Origin of the sequence: Variovorax sp. UC122_21 (assembly GCF_044056785.1) — a bacterium.
In the GTDB taxonomy this organism is placed as follows: Bacteria; Pseudomonadota; Gammaproteobacteria; order Burkholderiales; family Burkholderiaceae_C; genus Variovorax.
In genome coordinates, this window is record NZ_CP172003.1 from 840,817 (window position 1) to 855,671 (window position 14,855).

The window sequence follows — 14,855 nt, forward strand, 5'->3', positions numbered from 1 at the left end:
CCAGTCTAACGACGCCTCACTCGCGCAACACCAGCCGCTCGAGCTTCGGATCGGCCGCGATCTCCGCCTCGGTGAACGGCGGCGTCACGAGCTGCTTGTGCGAGAACAGCGGCAGCTGGTCGTCGTGGTGCGGCGAAGACGGGTCGCTGGACTGGCCGGCCGCCATCATCAGCCTGGCCACCAGCCGGCCCTGGTCCCAGGTCACGAGGTGCACGTACGAGGTGCCCGCAATGATGTCGCCGAAGCCCTCGCGACCGAGCGGCGCGCCGTCGAGCGCGTTGAGCACGCCCTGCTCGCCCGAACCGCCGTGCAGCGGCACGCGGCCTTGCGGCGTGGGGCGCGCGAGCATGTCGCCCCAGCGCTCGTCGCCACGCAGGCCCAGCGCGGCGAGCGCCTGCGCCGTGTCGCGCACCGCGGCGACGATGGCCGCGCTCACGGCCGGCGCGGTGGAGACCGGCCGCACGCGGTACGGCCGCGCGCTGTCGTAGGGCTCGGCGTAGAGGCCGGGCACGGATGCAAGCCGCGGGCCCAGCTCATGGAACAGCAGCGTGCCGCGGCTGTCCGCATCGTGGCGCCGGTCCCAGGCCGAGAGGATGCCGCAAGCCGCCTGCACCTGCGCATCGCCCTTCGCGCCCGCGCAGGCCGCGAGCACCGCATCGAGCGTGGTTTCCGCCAGGTAGTTGCGGTTGTCGAACACCATGCCGAGCGCCTCGGCGCTGTCGATGCGGCCGTCGCGTATACCGTCCTGGATCTGGCGCTGCGACATCAGCGTGCGCAGGCCGGGTGGCGCCTTCGGACTGCCAAGCAGCAGCGAATAGCCGTCGAGCTGCTGCCCCACCAGCGACAGGCTGTAGCTGTCGTTCGCGTTCTGCACGATGCCGCGCGTGGCGAGCGCCGGGATGCGGCTCGCGGGTGCGAGCTTCGGCCGGCCCTGCGCATCGCGCACGGCGCAGGCGCCGCGACGGCCATCGAGCGCGGCCGGCACCGTCATGTCATCGGGCGGCGGCACGGTGGCGCAGTCGCGCAGCGCCGTATCGTCGATGTCCAGCAGCGGGCCCGACTCGATGTACATCGCGCGGCCCTGGCTGTCGCCCGCGATCAGGTGGGCCGTGATGCCGCGGTTGCTGGCCACCGCCTGCTCGAAGCCCGAGATGTCGCGCGCCTTCGCGACCGCGAGCATCTGGTCGAGCGCGCGTGCATTCGCAATGCTGGGGTCGGTGATCGCATACCAGCCCGCGGCGCGGTCGCCATCGGCCGGCAGCCGGTACAGCGGGCCGAGGTGCGACACGGGCAGGTCGTGCTGCTGCGTGGCCACGCTGCCATCGGCCTGGCGCACGCGCAGCGCCACGCGCTTCGTGCCGAGGTCGCGGCGCTGGCCGTCGACCGTGTACGAGGGCTTGTCGCCGTCGCGCACGTCGAGCGCGATCAGCAATGGATAGGTCACGGTCGACGGCGCCTCGATGCTCCACGCCAGGTGCTGCGTGAAGCCCGACAGCGGCAGCGGCAGGCCGAGGAAATCGGCGCCCATCACGTCGATCTCGCCGGGGATGCTCCAGGTGCATCTGGTGCATCAGCAGCCAGTGGCCCTGCCACAGCGTGTGGGGGTTCGCGACCATGATCGATGCGCCCGTGCCCGTGGCCTCGGAACCGTAGGCCCAGGCATTGCTCGCCATGCGCTGCGCGGGCGGACGGTCTTCGGCGGCCTTGGCGACTGCCGGCGCGCCCAGCTGGTCCCAGGTCGAGGCCGCGGCATAGGGCGCGACGGCCAGTGCCTTCCACAGCGAGTTGACCTGCATCGTGGCGCGCACCACGTCGCTGGCGCGCATCCGCGGTGGCGCCGCGCCCTGGCAGGCGGTGGCGGCGGCTTCGACGCCGATGTCGCGCAGCCGGCGGTTGAAGCCGGCCGCATAGCCCTCGGCCAGGCCACGCGCATCGGCCGAGAGATCGCGCCATGCGGCCTCGACCTCCTCGTCGGACAGTTGCATGCGATAGAACAGGTCACTGTTCAGGTTCGAGGTCTGCAGAAAGGCCACCAGCGATGCCCCGTCGGGCCCGAAGCGTTCGGAACGCTCGCCACGCAAGGTGACAACGCGGTCGGCCAGCAGGCACAGGTGGTCGCGCGCCACCGCATAGCCGTAGCCATAGCCGAGGCCCGCGTAGTCGGCGGCTTTCACATGCGGCAGGCCGTACTGCGTCCAGCGAACTTCCGCGCTGTACATGTCCGGCGATGCGGGCGGATCGCCGCCGACGGGGCCGGGCAGAAAACCACCGCCGCCCCCGTCGCCGCCGCAGGCCACGATCGCGCCTGCCACCACCGCACCGCACGCCAGCGCGCGCAGCGGCGATGCCTTCATCGCACGCCTCCGCCGGCACCGTGGCTCTTGCGCGCGATCACCTGCATCTCGACCCAGGCCTTGGGCACCGCGATGCCGGCCAGCATCGCGGTGCCGGTGGGCTTGCTCGGCAGCACTTCGGACAACGTGCGCACCACCGCGCCCAGATGCTCGGCGCCCGCGATGATCAAGGTGTAATTGACGATCTGGTCGAGCCGTCCGCCACAGGCCGCGAGGTAGCGCTCGATGTTGCGCATCATCAGCCGGGTCTGGTCCTCGGCGCTCTCGGCGAGCTGCTGCGTGTCGTAGTCCATGCCGATGGTGCCCGAGACGAAGATCCAGTCGTCGTCGAACATCGCGCGGCTGTCGGGTGCATTGACGAAGGGCAGCGGGAACTCGGCGGTCTGCATGCGGTGTCTCTCTTTCTGGCGATGGAATGAACGGAGGGAAGGAAAAAATCAGGCGCGCAACATCTCGCGCACGATCGCGCGCGCATGGATCTCGGTCGCATCGAAGATCGGTCGCGCGGCAGCGCAGCCAGGGCCTGGCGTGGCTCAGTTCGGAGCAGCCCAGCACCACGCCCTCGGCGCCGCGCGCCACCAGTGCGTTGCACAAGGTCGAGACCATCAGGCCCTCGTCGCGGCCGGCCTCGCCGCGTGCCAGCGGCCCGAAGATCGCGGCATCGAGGGTGCGGCGCTGGGCTGCGTCGGGCAGCACCAGTTCGAAGCCCGCGTCCTCGCCGAGCAGGCGGCCGAAGAAGGGCGCGTCGAGCGCGAAGCTGGTGGCCAGCACGCCCAGGCGGCGCAGACCCGGCTGCTCGGCGGCGACGGCATCGCCGGTCTCGCGCGCCACGTGCACCAGCGGCACGCCGGCCGCGGCCTGCACCTCCTCGGCCGCGAAGTGGCCGGTGTTCGCGAGGATCGCGATCAGCTCGGCGCCCGCGGCGCGCGCCTGCCGCGCGGCCGTCTCCATCTGCGCGCGCGCATCGACCGGCCGGCCCGCGGCCATGGCCGCATGGATGCAGGCGAAGTCCAGGCTCACGATCACGCAGCGCGCCGAGTGCAGGCCGCCGAGTTCGCGCTGCACGCCTTCGTTGAGCAGCTTGTAGTAGCCGAGCGTGGAGGGCCACGCGACGCCTCCGATCAGGCCCGCGACTTTCATGATGAGAGGGCCCTCAGTCGAGCTTGAAGCCGAGCCGGTGGATCACCGGCGCATAGCGCGCCGAGTCGGCGTCGATGCGCGTCGCGAGCGCCTGCGGCCCGGTCTGGGCGGCCGGCTCGAAACCGAACACCAGCAGCTTCTCGACCACGTCGGGTTGATGCAGCGCCCAGTCCACGCCTTCGCTCACGCGCGCCACGATCTCGGGCGGCAGTCCCCTGGGGCCGACGATGCCGAACCAGACCGGGAAGTCCACGCCCTTGTAGCCCAGCTCCTCGAGCGTGGGTACTTCGGGCTGACCCGAGAAGCGGCGCGACGACGCGAAGGCCAGGATCTTCGCGCGGCCCGCCTTCACGAACTGCACGTAGGGTGCGATGCCGTCGAAGGCGGCGTCGATGTCGCCCGCGACCGTGGCCTGCGCGACCTCGGCGCTGCCCTTGTAGGGCACGCGCGTGCTCTGGATGCCGGCGCTGCGGTTGAACTCCTCGAGCGCCATCTGCGACAGGATCGCCGCCGCGCCGATGTTGACCTTGCCCGGCTCCGCCCTGGCGCGCTTCACGAGCTCGTGCACGTCGGCCACCGCGCCCGGAGCACCGGCCCGCACGATCACCGCGTTGGGCGAGGTGATCGCGAGCGCCACCGGCGCGAAGTCCTTGCGCGGGTCGTAGGGCAGGCGGTTGTAGAGCGAGGGGTTCAGCACGAAGGTCTGGTCGATCGACCACAGCAAGGTGTAGCCGTCGGGCTGCGCCTTCATCAGCTCCTGCGCGCCGATCAGCGTGTTGCCGCCGGGCTTGTTGTCGACCACGATCTGCTGGCCGAGCCGCTCCTGCAACTTCGCTGCAATGAGCCGCGCCGTCACGTCGGCGCCGCCGCCTGCCACGAAGGGCACCACCAGCCGGATCGGCCGGGCGGGCCAGGTGGCCTGGGCCGCGGACAACGCCGGCAGCACCAGCGCCAGGGAGGCCGCCGCAAGCCCCAGAAACCGGCAGACACGTCGCACATTCATACCTAAACTCCGCGCTCGATCAAAGTGTTGCAACGCTAACGCCGCAGGGCAGGGTTTTCTATGCCGATCCGCTCGCAGACTGTGCCGATCCCGTCGCTGCTCCCGGCCATGCCCCCGGGCGCGCTGCCCGAGGACGACTTCAACGCGGCCCTGGTCCGGCTGCCGGTCGAACGGCCGCTGGCGCTCGCGGGCCTGCACGACGGCGCGAGCCGCGAGGTGCGCTGGCCACGCGACGGCGGCCGCATCCTGCGGCTGCGCACCACGCCCTGGGAGGGCGCGAGCGCGCTGTACTTCGACTTCCGCCTCAACGACGACCTGCACGTGCAACTGCCGCCCGGCGACGAGCTGCTGGTCACCTTCTTCCTGGCCGGCCACGTCACGGGCCAGATCGGCAGCGCGCAGGGCCGTGCGCTCGATTTCCGTGTCGACCGCGCGCTGCTGCGCACGCCCAACCGCGACGGCGGCTACCTGATCCACATTCCCGGCGCCTGCCGCAACAACTTCGTGCAGTTCCGGCTGCGGCGCGCGCTGCTGCCGCGCTGGCTGCAGGCGCTGGGCGTGCAACTGCCGGCGCGCCAGATGGCCGAACTCGTGGACCGCGACGACGGCCGCGTGCTGTGCAACGCCGCGCTCACGCCGCGCGTGCGCGACTGTCTCGCGCGCATCCGCGACGAGCCCGCCGACCAGCCGGCCTTCGTGCCGCTTTTCCATGCACGCGCGACCGAGCTGCTGACCTGCGTGCTGCTCGACCTGCACCAGTTGCTGCGCCCCGCGCGCTCGGGCGCGGAGGAAGGCACTGCCGACGATGCCGAGGCCACGGTGCGTCGGCTGCGCGCGCTGATCGGCGAGATGCCGGCGCACGCCTGGTCTGTCGACGAACTCGCGCAACGCATCGGCGTGCGCACGGCGCGGCTTCAGGCGCAGGTGCGCGCGGCTTCGGGGCTGTCAGTGCATGGCCTGCTGGTCGACGAGCGGCTCGCGCTCGCGGCGCGGCTGCTGCGCGACACGCAGCTCGGCGTGCAGGCCGTGGCGGCCGAGGCCGGATGGGAGTGCCATGGCCGCTTCACGGCCGCGTTCCGGCGGCGCCATGGCATGGCGCCGCGGGACTATCGGGCGCGATACACGCACTGAGCGCCGGCCCTGTGCCGGACACTTCAGCGCGGTGCTGCCGTCAGATCTTGAACGAGCGAAGCGCCTTCAAGGACTGCGACTTCGACGGCAGGGCCTTCATGGCACGCGCCTTGAACGGCAGCACCTTCGAAGGCAAGGCCTGCAGCGCCTGCCAGCGCGAAGGCGGCGAGCGGCGCGCATAGACCAGCGCCGCGATCAGGCCCAGGCCCGTGAGTGCCGCACCGCCCCAGGCCACGGCCGGGCTGTGCAACGCGCGGCCGAGGGCCGAGCGCTGGCGTTCGGGTTTCGCGGGCGTGCCCGAGGCGGCGCGCTCCAGCGGGGTGATGGCGCGTGCGGTGTTGGGGTTTTCCTCGCCTTCGAGGACGGCCCGGGAAATCTCCAGCGGCGTCAACTCCTCTGCGTTCGGTTCGGACAGGGACTGGGGGGTATTCGGCTGGATCGTCATTGAAAGCTCCACTTTGCTGATGTGTTGGACACCAGCCTCTCCCACCCAGGCCGCGACGGTCTAAGGCAAGCGCCCGTCATTCGCGTAGGCAAAAGCCGCATGCCGGACCCTGGCCGGCATGGTCGTTTCATCGCAAACCTAACAACCATTAAAATGGCATTTACAGCACAAAATCTTAGATAAAGTCCATAAATATGGCATTTGCCTTGGCACCCACCACCGAGGTTCTGCAGACCCTGGGACAACGCGTGCGCGCGCAGCGGCTGGCTCAGCAGGTGCCTCAACGCGAGCTGGCGCAGATGGCCGGTCTGTCCCTGGGCGCGTTGCGCAAGCTGGAGAGCAGTGGCCAGTCCTCGCTGGAGACCCTGGTCCGCGCGGTGCAGGCGCTCGGGCTGGTGAATGAGCTGGACGACCTGTTCGTGCTCAAGCGCCAATCCATCGCCCAGATGGAGCAGGCAGAGGCCGTGAGCCAACGGCAGCGGGCAACGCGTCGACGAGGCAGCAGTTCATGAAGCAACTGGCCGTCCGCTACTGCGGCTGGGGCGAGGACTGGCCGCTGGGCCGGCTGGCCAACGACGGCCACACGCTGCTGTTCGAGTACGCGCCCGAAGCCCTCGGGCAAGGGCTGGAGCTCTCGCCGCTGCACCTTGCGTTGCGGGCCACGGCCTATGGCGGCTTTCCTGCGCATCTGCACCGCCTGCCCGGTCTGATCGCCGACAGCTTGCCCGACGGCTGGGGCTTGCTGCTGATGGACCGGCTGTTCCGCCAGCAGGGCCTGCGCCATCCCGGACCGCTGGATCGCCTGGCCTTCATCGGCGATCGCGCCATGGGCGCCCTGCGCTTCGTGCCAGCCATGCATCCCGATGCCGAAGAGCCGGACTGGAATCTGCTGACCCTGGCGAAGGAAAGCGAACGCGCCCTGGCCGGGGAAGCGGGAGCCGCCTTGCGCGAACTGGCGCTGGCCGGCGGTTCGCCGCAAGGGGTGCGACCCAAGGCCCTCGTGCAGTACGACGCGGCGTCCGGCCAGGTGAGCACGCGCGGCGATGCCCCGGGGGTGCCCTGGTTGGTGAAGTTTCCTGCCCAGGGCGAGCACAAGGAGGCCTGTGCCATCGAGCAGATGTACGCACGGCTCGCTCGCGACTGCGGTCTCGACATGCCGACCAGTGCATGGTTCGACCTGTCGCCCACGCTGGCGGCCTTCGGCGTGGCGCGCTTCGATCGCGAACAGGGATTGCGCGCACCGGTGCAAAGCCTCGCGAGCCTGCTGCACGTGGACTTCCGCATCCCGGGCAGCACGGACTACACCGCCTTCCTGCGCGCCACGCGCTTCCTGACCCGCGACGAGCGCGAGGTCGAGAAGGCCTACGCGCGGGCCGTTTTCAACGTGCTGTTCCACAACCGCGACGACCATCCGAAGAATTTCGCATGGCGACTCGAACGCGATCGCCGCTGGCGACTGGCGCCGGCCTTCGATCTGAGTTTCAGCGAAGGCCCGATGGGACAGCACCACATGGACATCTGCGGTGAAGCCCGTGCCGTGGAACGGGGTCATCTGATGCGCCTGGCGTCGGAAGGTGGCGTGCCGGTGGCCGCCGCCGAGGCAACCATCGACCGGATGCTGGCGCAAGCCGCGACCTTCACGCAACGCACGGCGGATCATCCAATCCGGCGAGCGACGGTGCGGCAGATGAAGGCAACGATCGATAGCTGCCGTGCTCGGCTCTGGCAGGGCTGATGCGGGACCGCAGGCTCGTCTTCAAGGCGGCCCATCCATCGTCCACAGCACCTCCGGCCCACGCGGCACGATGCCCGAAGGATTGAGCGCCGGCAGGCTGCGGTAGTAGTGCTGCGCGATGTCCTCCAGCCGCACGGTGTCCGCCACGCCGGGCCGGCCATGCAGGCGCCGCGCGAGCGCCCAGAGCCTCGGATGCTCGAAGCCATGGCGCCAGTTGCACTTGAAGAGCGTGTGGTAGACCCGGTCGAAGCGGACCAGCGTGGTGAAGAGCTGGATGTCCGCTACCGTGAGCCGGTCGCCGAACAGCCACGATGGGCCTGGCGGCAGCCGTTTCTCCAGCAACGCGAGCGCCGAGAACAACCGCTCGACGGCGCGGTCGTGCGCGTGCTGGGTGGTCGCGAAGCCGGCGTCGTAGACGCCATGGTTGATCGCCTCGGCGATGAAGCGGCTCAGCGCGCCGAGTTCGGGCTCCAGCGTTGGGGCGAAGAGGCTCGTGCCGGCGCCGCGGCCGAAGCGCCGGTCGATCCAGCGCAGGATCCGCATCGAATCGCGGCTGAGGATGCGATTCGCCCGCGCGTCGTAGAGCATCGGCACGGTGGCGCGCCCTTCGAAGCCGGGCTGAGCGCGGCCGCAGACCTCGCGCAGGGTGGTGGCGCCGGTGCAATCGTCCGGCGGATCGAGCACCCAGCCTTGCGGTCCCATCACGGGCTCGACCACGCGGACCGGCAGCCGATGGACCGCCTCCGTCAGCGCGAGCCCGATCAGCACGCGGTGCGCGAAGGGACACGCATGCGAGACGTAGAGCCGCAGCCCGTCGAGCTCGCCATGCAGCGGCAGCGCATGCGTTTCATCGACCATCGCGGCGCCGTTCAGGCGGCGAGCTTGCCGGCGATGGTGGCCACGTGCCGCCCCTGGAAGCGCGCGCCTTCGAGTTCCAGCGCCGATGGCCGCCGCGCGTCGTCGCTGCCCGAGAGCGTCGACGCGCCATAGGGCGAACCGCCCGCGACCTCGTCCATGCGGTTCAGTCCCGCGAAGCTGTAGGGCAGACCGACGACCACCATGCCCAGGTGCAGCAGCACCGTGTGGAAGCCGAGGATCGTCGACTCCTGGCCGCCGTGCTGCGAGCCGGTCGAGACGAACACGCCGGCGGCCTTGCCCACCAGCCGGTTCTCGGACCACAGGCCGCCGGTCTGATCGATGAAGTTCTTCATCTGCGCGGCCATCGCGCCGTAACGCGTGGGCGTGCCGAAGAGGATGGCGTCGTAGCCGGGCAGCTCGTCCACCGTCGCGATCGGCACGGCGGGGTCGCGTTGGTAGCCCGCGGCCCGCGCGACCTCGTCCGGCACGAGTTCGGGAACGCGCTTGACGTGCACCTCGGCGCCGGCCGCGCGCGCGCCCTCGGCCACAGCGCCGGCCATCGCCTCGACGTGGCCGTAGGAGGAGTAATAGAGAACCAGGATCTTCGCGGGCATCGCAGCAGCCTTCATGAGTGGAGTGAAGGCCGCGAAGTTAGCGACAGGACCGCGACGCGGGTAGCCCGGCAAAGCACACAACCGTGTTGCGCACGGCACAACGGCAATCAGAAACCCATGCGCTGGAAATGAGCCCCGAGGTGCTCGACGACCGCGCGGGCGCGGCCCGGCAGCCGCGCGCTCGAATGGAACAGCGCGAACAGTCCGGCCTCGGGCATGCGGAATTCCTCGAGTACGCGCACGAGCCGGCCCGCCTGCACATCGCCTTGCGTGATGAAGGCCGGCAGCCCGACCAGGCCGCGGCCCGCGAGCGCCGCGGCGCGCAACGCGCCGCCATCGTTGGTGCGCAGCCGGCCGCCCGCGCGCACGGCCTTCCATTCGCCGTCGACCAGGAAGCGCCATTGATCGGCCGCGCCCATGTTGGCGTAAGCCAGGCACTCGTGCGCCTCGAGGTCGGCAGGCGTCGACGGACGTCCGCGCCGCGCGAGGTAGTCGGGGCTGCACACCACCGCGCGGTGGATGGTGCCGAGCCGGCGCGAGACCAGGGTCGAGTCCTTGAGCTCGCCGATGCGCAGCGCCAGGTCGAAGCCGCCGCCCACGATGTCGGCATAGCGGTCGCTGAGCTCGATGTCGATCTCCAGCCCCTCGTGCTGCGCCATCAATTCGGCGATGGCCGGCAACACGTGCAGCACGCCGAGGTTGGTGGGCGCGGTGATGCGCACCAGCCCGCGCACGGCGGCCGCGCCGCGCGAACTCGCATCGATGGCATCGTCGAGGTCCTCGAGCGCCTTGCGCGCGCGCTCCTGGAAGCCCGTGCCCAGCTCCGTGAGCGTCACGGCATGCGTGGTGCGATGCACCAGCTGCACGCCGAGCCGCCGCTCGAGCGCGCCGACGCGGCGGCTCAGCACCGATTTCGACAGTCCGAGCCGCTGCGCGGCCTTGGTGAAGCTTCCCGTTTCGGCAACGAGCAGGAAGGCTTCGAGTTCTTCCAGAGGGGGACGCATGGAGTGACCTGGGTGGGCTGTTGCGCGGCCAGCAACATCGTGTTGGCGCGGCCGCGCCGCCTTCGCGGCGGTGCGGCTTCTACATTCTCGCCATCCCTTTCAAGGAGTGCATGTGGATCCAGAAATCTCGGTGTGGATGTTCCAGCTCGCGGTCGCGGCCGGGCTGGCGGCGTGGATGAGCGTCGCGGTCCTCAACAACCTGCAGGCCTTCCAGGCCTCGGCCGGCGCCATCGGCCTCACGATGGGCATGGTGCTGCTGCGCGAGCCGCCGTTCGACACGCTGCCGCTGCGGCGGCGCGCGATCGCATCGCCGGCCGTGCACCGGCTCGCGCTGCTCGGCGTGATCGTGCTGCAGGCGGCGAGCGCGCTGGCATTGCTGGCGGGCACGCTGCTGATCGCCTGCGAGCCGCTGCGCTTCGCATCGGCCTCCGCCCTCGCCTGCCTCAACCTCGGGCTCGGCGCCTTCGTGCTGTGCTGGGCGGCGATGTGCGTCGCGGGGCTGTGGTTCGGCGCCTGGATCAGGCAGGAAGGCCTGCTGCTCACGCAACTGCTGCTCGGCTGCTGGGGGCTGCTGGGTTTCGCCGTGCTCAACCTGCCATCGGCACTGGCGCGCGCCTGATGGAGCCCGCGCGCTTCACTCGACAACCGGCATCAACCCCGCCAGCCATCCCTCCACCCGCCGCAGCGTCTCGATCTTCGGGTTGTCCGCGCGCGAAACGCACTGGTACTGCAACCCATCGAGCGATTCGGCGCAGACCCGCAGCAGCCGGCCCGCGGCCTCGTCCCGGCTCACCAGCAGGTTGCTGACCAGCGCCACGCCCGCACCGTCGATCGCGGCCTGCAGGGCATGGCTCTCCTCGCTGAACAGCACGCAGCGGCCCTCGTCGAAACCGGCCACGGCCGCATGCTGCATCCAGCGCGGCCAGGTCGGCCCGCGCAGCGCGGGGTTCTTCCACGCATAGCTCAGCAGGCGTTCGTTCGACAGCTGCGCCGCCGCGATCGGCAGCGCGCGGCCGGCCACCCAGGCCGGCGAGGCACAGGCGAAGTAGCGGTCGGTGTACAGCGGCACGGCGCGCAGGCCGGGCGCGAGCGCGGGGCTCGCGGCATCGGCCGGCGGTCCGTAGCGCACGGCCAGGTCGACCTCGCCGCGCGCGACGTCGGCCAGGCGCTCGGTGGCATCCACGGTCAGCTGGATCTCGGGATGCGCGTCGTGCAGGCCGGCCAGCGACGGGATCAGGATCTTCGAGGCGAAAGCGGGCGTGACGCTGACCGAGATCGAATGGCTGACCTCGCTGAGTTCGCCGACCGCCTGCGCGAGCCGGTCGAAGCCGTCGCGCAGCACCGGGAACAGGCGCCGGCCGGGCTCGGTGAGGCTGATGGCGCGCGGCGTGCGGTCGAACAGCCGCATGCCGACCAGGCTCTCGAGGTGCCGGATCTGGTGGCTGATGGCGGTCGAGGTCACGCACAGCTCCTCGGCCGCGGCCTTGAAGCTCAGGTGGCGCGCGGCCGCCTCGAAGGCGCGCAGCGCATTGAGCGGTGGAGCTTGCCGCGGGTGGCCATGGTGCGGTTCGGGCTGGATGAGGAAAAAAACCGAGGCCGGGGCGGCGCCGATGCGGGCCCATGTATCGGCGGCGGGCCCGCGGCGCATCCGGTGCGTCCCGCAGGCGCGCCCTCGCTCAGTGGGCCGCGTGCGGCCGCTGCACCAGGTGGCAGTCCTCGGGATGCCACGAGGCGTAGAACTGGCGCCCCACGTCGAGCTCGATCTCCTCCAGGTCCTTGGCGTTGAGCTGCACCACGATCTGCTTGCCGCCCGAGGTCTCGAGGTGGCCGTTGACCGTCGAGCCGATGAACTCCTCGCCCACCAGGGTGCACGCAACCTCATTGGTGGCCCAGCCCGGTTGCGCGGTCAGCGAGATGCGGTCGGCGCGCACCACCAGGTCGATCGCCGCGCCGGCCGCGAGCGCCGCGCCGCCCTGCGCGCCCGCCTCCGCGGTGAAGCGGCCCTCGGGCGTGCGCAGCTCGAGCCGCGAGCCGTCGCGCGCGACCACGTCGGCCTGGAAGATGTTGTTGCCGCCGAGGAACTCGGCCACGAAGCGCGAGGCCGGCCGGTGGAACACCTCCATCGGCGCGCCGCACTGCGCCACCTCGCCGTTGGCCATGATCACCACGCGGTCGGCCATGGCGAAGGCCTCCGAATGGCTGTGCGTGACGTAGACGAAGGCGATGCCCAGCTCGCGCTGCAGCCGGGTCAGCTCGCCCTGCATCTTCAGCGACAGGTGATGGTCGAGCGCGCTCAGCGGCTCGTCGAGCAGCAGCAGCGGCGGCTCGGTCACCAGCGAGCGCGCGAGCGCGACGCGCTGGCGCTGGCCGCCCGAGAGTTCGTCGACGCGGCGCTGCGCGAAGTCGGCCAGGCCCAGGCGCGCGAGCCAGTCGGTGGCGCGCCGGCGGCGCTCGGCGCGGCCCACCTTGCGCATGCGCAGGCCGAACTCCACGTTCTCGATCACGCTGAGGAACGGGAACAGCGCGAGGCTCTGCCACACCATCGGCGTGTCGCGCTGCCAGGGCGCGAGGTCGCGCACCTCCTCGCCGTTGAGCCGGATCGAGCCGCTGCTCGGGTTCTCGAGGCCCGCGAAGCATGCGCAGCGTGGTGGTCTTGCCGCAGCCGCTCGGTCCCATGATCGCGACGAACTCGCCGCGCGCGATCTCGAGGTCGATGCCGCTCACGGCCATCACGCCGCCATAGGACTTGGAAACGCCGCTCAGTTGCACCAGCGGTGCGCGGCCGGATTCGGGGACAGGGGAGGAAGTCATGGCGTGGTGCCCTCTTTGCGTGGACGCGATGGAATGCGCTGCGATATGCGCTGGTTCAGCAGCACCTGGGCGATGCCCACGAGGCTGATGCTGACGATGAAGACCAGGGTGCCGATGGCGTTGATGCGCGGACTCACCTGTCCCTGGAGGAAGCCGAGCACGCGCACCGGCAGCGTCTCCTCGAGCCCGCCCACGAACCAGGCGATGGCGAACTCGTCGAAGGACACGGCCATGGTGAGCAGCCATGCGCCGAGCATGGCCGGCGCGGCGAAGCGCAGCACCACGTGCCACAGCGCGCGGCCCGGGCCGGCGCCGAGGTTCCAGGCCGCGGCCTCGAGCGAGGTATCGATCTGCGACAGCCGCAGCCGGATCAGCGCCACCGCGAACGGCGTGCAGATCACGACATGCGCGATCACGATCGAGAAGCGGCCGCCGGCCAGTCCGATGCGGGAGAGGTAGGCCAGCATCGCGAGCCCGAGGATGATCGCGGGCACGGTCGGCGGCAGCAGCCCGAGCGCGAGGTACAGCCGCTGACCGAAGAAGCGGTAGCGGTAGTCGGTGTAGGCCGCGGCGAAGCCGATCAGCGTGGCCAGAGTGGCCGAGGCCAGGCTCACCACGATGCTGTTGACCAGCGCCTCGCGCACCAGCTCGTCGCCGAACACGGCCTCATACCACTCGAGCGTGAACGATCCCAGCGGCAAGGTCGGGAAGCGGTCGGAGTTGAACGAGAACACGAAGCTGGCGCCGATGGGCGCGAACAGGAACGCGAGCACCGCCACCACGTAGGCCGCGAGCAGCGGCCGCACCCAGCGCGCGGCGCTCATTTGCGCCCCCGGTAGGCGTACGAAGTCATCGCCAATGCCACCGCCATCAGCGTGGCAATCATCAGCACGGCCAGCACCGCGGCGCGCGGCCACTGCTGGCCGGCCTTGGTGGTGTCGATGATCAGCAGGCTCATGGTGGGCGCGGTGCCGCCGCCGAGGTACAGCGGCGAGACGAAATCGCCGAAGGCGAAGATGAAGCAGAACAGCGCCGCCACCACCAGGCCCACGCGCGCGGCCGGGATCACGACCTGGAACACGCTGCGCAATGGCGCGCAGCCGAGATTGCGCGCGGCCTCGACCTGGCTGCGGTCCACCAGCAGCAGGCTCATGGTCTGGATCAGCACCACCAGCGGCAGCGTGAGCGTGAGGTAGCCGATCTGCGTGCCCAGCGCGGTGTTGAGCATGCGCGCCGGCCCGAGCCCCAGCGCGCCGAGCAGCGCGTTGATCACGCCCTCGTCGCTCAGGAAGATCTGCCAGGCATAGACGCGCACCAGGTAGCTGGTGAAGAACGGGATCACCAGCAGGAACATGCACAGCCGCCGCCGGCGTTCCGAGAGCTGGAAGGCGATCGCGAACGAGGCCGGGAACGCGATCAGCGACGCCAGCACGGTGGCGAGCAGCGCGTAGCCGAAGGTGCGCGCATAGGTCTGCCACACATGCGGCTGGCCCAGCATGCGCTCCCAGTTGATCCACGCGAAGGCGGGCTCGATGCGGAAGTCGCGCACCGTCCAGAAGCTCAGCACCAGCAGGAACAGCAGCGGGCCGAGGAAGAAGGCCAGCTGCCACGCGGGCAGCGGCAGCGCATGCAGCAGCGCGAAGCGGCGCCGGCGCGCGCGCTCGTGCCGGGCGGCCTTCGCCCGGTCGGTGGCGACCGGGGTCGTCGCCGGCAACGGCGGGCCCGCCGTGGAAGTGAGGGTGTTCATGGCGTGCTCCCCG

At 70.7% G+C, this 14,855-nt stretch carries 15 protein-coding genes and 3 pseudogenes; 4 read left to right on the forward strand and 14 right to left on the reverse strand.

What is annotated here, in order from left to right:
- Positions 1 to 16 precede the first annotated feature (16 nt).
- The 5 genes and pseudogenes from ACHMXE_RS04295 to ACHMXE_RS04315 all read right to left on the reverse strand — a co-directional run bounded on the left by ACHMXE_RS04295 (position 17) and on the right by ACHMXE_RS04315 (position 4,497).
- Positions 17 to 1,528 carry a penicillin acylase family protein gene (locus ACHMXE_RS04295; RefSeq protein WP_395347012.1) on the reverse strand — a complete coding sequence of 504 codons (1,512 nt, stop codon included), beginning with the start codon at positions 1,526 to 1,528 and terminating at the stop codon, positions 17 to 19.
- Positions 1,529 to 1,601: 73 nt separating this feature from the next.
- Positions 1,602 to 2,354, reverse strand: a pseudogene (locus ACHMXE_RS04300) (penicillin acylase family protein); the annotation flags it as partial.
- Positions 2,351 to 2,743 carry a Rid family hydrolase gene (locus ACHMXE_RS04305; RefSeq protein WP_395347013.1) on the reverse strand — a complete coding sequence of 131 codons (393 nt, stop codon included), beginning with the start codon at positions 2,741 to 2,743 and terminating at the stop codon, positions 2,351 to 2,353. The gene ACHMXE_RS04305 and the pseudogene ACHMXE_RS04300, both read right to left, overlap by 4 nt.
- 178 nt (positions 2,744 to 2,921) lie before the next feature.
- Positions 2,922 to 3,494, reverse strand: a pseudogene (locus tag ACHMXE_RS04310) (aspartate/glutamate racemase family protein); the annotation flags it as partial.
- A gap of 13 nt (positions 3,495 to 3,507) precedes the next feature.
- Positions 3,508 to 4,497 (reverse strand): tripartite tricarboxylate transporter substrate binding protein, encoded by a 990-nt coding sequence (locus ACHMXE_RS04315; RefSeq protein WP_209542157.1) that lies wholly within the window; start codon positions 4,495 to 4,497, stop codon positions 3,508 to 3,510.
- Positions 4,498 to 4,605: 108 nt separating this feature from the next.
- Between ACHMXE_RS04315 and ACHMXE_RS04320 the strand changes: the two genes are divergently transcribed.
- Entirely contained in the window at positions 4,606 to 5,628 is a 1,023-nt protein-coding gene (locus ACHMXE_RS04320) for an AraC family transcriptional regulator (RefSeq protein ID WP_209542159.1), read from the forward strand.
- Between the two features lie 40 nt (positions 5,629 to 5,668).
- Here the strand turns inward: ACHMXE_RS04320 and ACHMXE_RS04325 are convergent, their stop codons facing one another.
- Positions 5,669 to 6,073 carry a hypothetical protein gene (locus tag ACHMXE_RS04325; protein WP_281081517.1) on the reverse strand — a complete coding sequence of 135 codons (405 nt, stop codon included), beginning with the start codon at positions 6,071 to 6,073 and terminating at the stop codon, positions 5,669 to 5,671.
- A gap of 206 nt (positions 6,074 to 6,279) precedes the next feature.
- Between ACHMXE_RS04325 and ACHMXE_RS04330 the strand changes: the two genes are divergently transcribed.
- A complete protein-coding gene (locus ACHMXE_RS04330) occupies positions 6,280 to 6,585 on the forward strand; it encodes a helix-turn-helix transcriptional regulator (protein WP_281081516.1) in 306 nt (101 codons plus the stop codon).
- Positions 6,582 to 7,808 carry a type II toxin-antitoxin system HipA family toxin gene (locus ACHMXE_RS04335; protein WP_395347014.1) on the forward strand — a complete coding sequence of 409 codons (1,227 nt, stop codon included), beginning with the start codon at positions 6,582 to 6,584 and terminating at the stop codon, positions 7,806 to 7,808. Before ACHMXE_RS04330 ends, ACHMXE_RS04335 begins: the two co-directional genes overlap by 4 nt.
- A 21-nt stretch (positions 7,809 to 7,829) precedes the next feature.
- Here the strand turns inward: ACHMXE_RS04335 and ACHMXE_RS04340 are convergent, their stop codons facing one another.
- The 3 genes from ACHMXE_RS04340 to ACHMXE_RS04350 all read right to left on the reverse strand — a co-directional run bounded on the left by ACHMXE_RS04340 (position 7,830) and on the right by ACHMXE_RS04350 (position 10,284).
- Entirely contained in the window at positions 7,830 to 8,666 is an 837-nt protein-coding gene (locus ACHMXE_RS04340) for a glutathione S-transferase C-terminal domain-containing protein (RefSeq protein WP_209542162.1), read from the reverse strand.
- Positions 8,667 to 8,677: 11 nt separating this feature from the next.
- Positions 8,678 to 9,280 carry an NAD(P)H:quinone oxidoreductase gene (gene wrbA, locus ACHMXE_RS04345; RefSeq protein ID WP_209542163.1) on the reverse strand — a complete coding sequence of 201 codons (603 nt, stop codon included), beginning with the start codon at positions 9,278 to 9,280 and terminating at the stop codon, positions 8,678 to 8,680.
- Positions 9,281 to 9,387: 107 nt separating this feature from the next.
- Positions 9,388 to 10,284 (reverse strand): LysR substrate-binding domain-containing protein, encoded by an 897-nt coding sequence (locus tag ACHMXE_RS04350; RefSeq protein ID WP_209542164.1) that lies wholly within the window; start codon positions 10,282 to 10,284, stop codon positions 9,388 to 9,390.
- A gap of 112 nt (positions 10,285 to 10,396) precedes the next feature.
- On the opposite strand from ACHMXE_RS04350, the gene ACHMXE_RS04355 reads away from it, so the two are divergent.
- Positions 10,397 to 10,903, forward strand: coding sequence for a DUF2165 family protein (locus ACHMXE_RS04355; RefSeq protein ID WP_209542165.1), 507 nt, complete (start codon positions 10,397 to 10,399; stop codon positions 10,901 to 10,903).
- 15 nt (positions 10,904 to 10,918) lie between these two features.
- Here ACHMXE_RS04355 and ACHMXE_RS04360 read toward each other — a convergent pair whose 3' ends face one another.
- The 5 genes and pseudogenes from ACHMXE_RS04360 to ACHMXE_RS04380 form a co-directional block, all read right to left on the reverse strand.
- Positions 10,919 to 11,932 carry a LysR substrate-binding domain-containing protein gene (locus ACHMXE_RS04360; protein ID WP_395347015.1) on the reverse strand — a complete coding sequence of 338 codons (1,014 nt, stop codon included), beginning with the start codon at positions 11,930 to 11,932 and terminating at the stop codon, positions 10,919 to 10,921.
- Between the two features lie 28 nt (positions 11,933 to 11,960).
- Positions 11,961 to 12,863, reverse strand: a complete 903-nt coding sequence (locus tag ACHMXE_RS04365; RefSeq protein WP_395347016.1) for an ABC transporter ATP-binding protein — start codon at positions 12,861 to 12,863, stop codon at positions 11,961 to 11,963.
- An 82-nt stretch (positions 12,864 to 12,945) separates the two neighbouring features.
- A pseudogene (locus tag ACHMXE_RS04370) lies at positions 12,946 to 13,095 on the reverse strand (ABC transporter ATP-binding protein); the annotation flags it as partial.
- Complete coding sequence (locus ACHMXE_RS04375; protein WP_209542167.1) at positions 13,092 to 13,919, reverse strand: ABC transporter permease; 828 nt, start codon at positions 13,917 to 13,919, stop codon at positions 13,092 to 13,094. The pseudogene ACHMXE_RS04370 and the gene ACHMXE_RS04375, both read right to left, overlap by 4 nt.
- Positions 13,916 to 14,842: an ABC transporter permease gene (locus ACHMXE_RS04380; RefSeq protein ID WP_209542168.1), complete on the reverse strand. Its 927-nt coding sequence runs from the start codon at positions 14,840 to 14,842 to the stop codon at positions 13,916 to 13,918. The genes ACHMXE_RS04375 and ACHMXE_RS04380 overlap by 4 nt, the downstream gene beginning before the upstream one ends.
- Between the last annotated feature and the right edge of the window lie 13 nt (positions 14,843 to 14,855).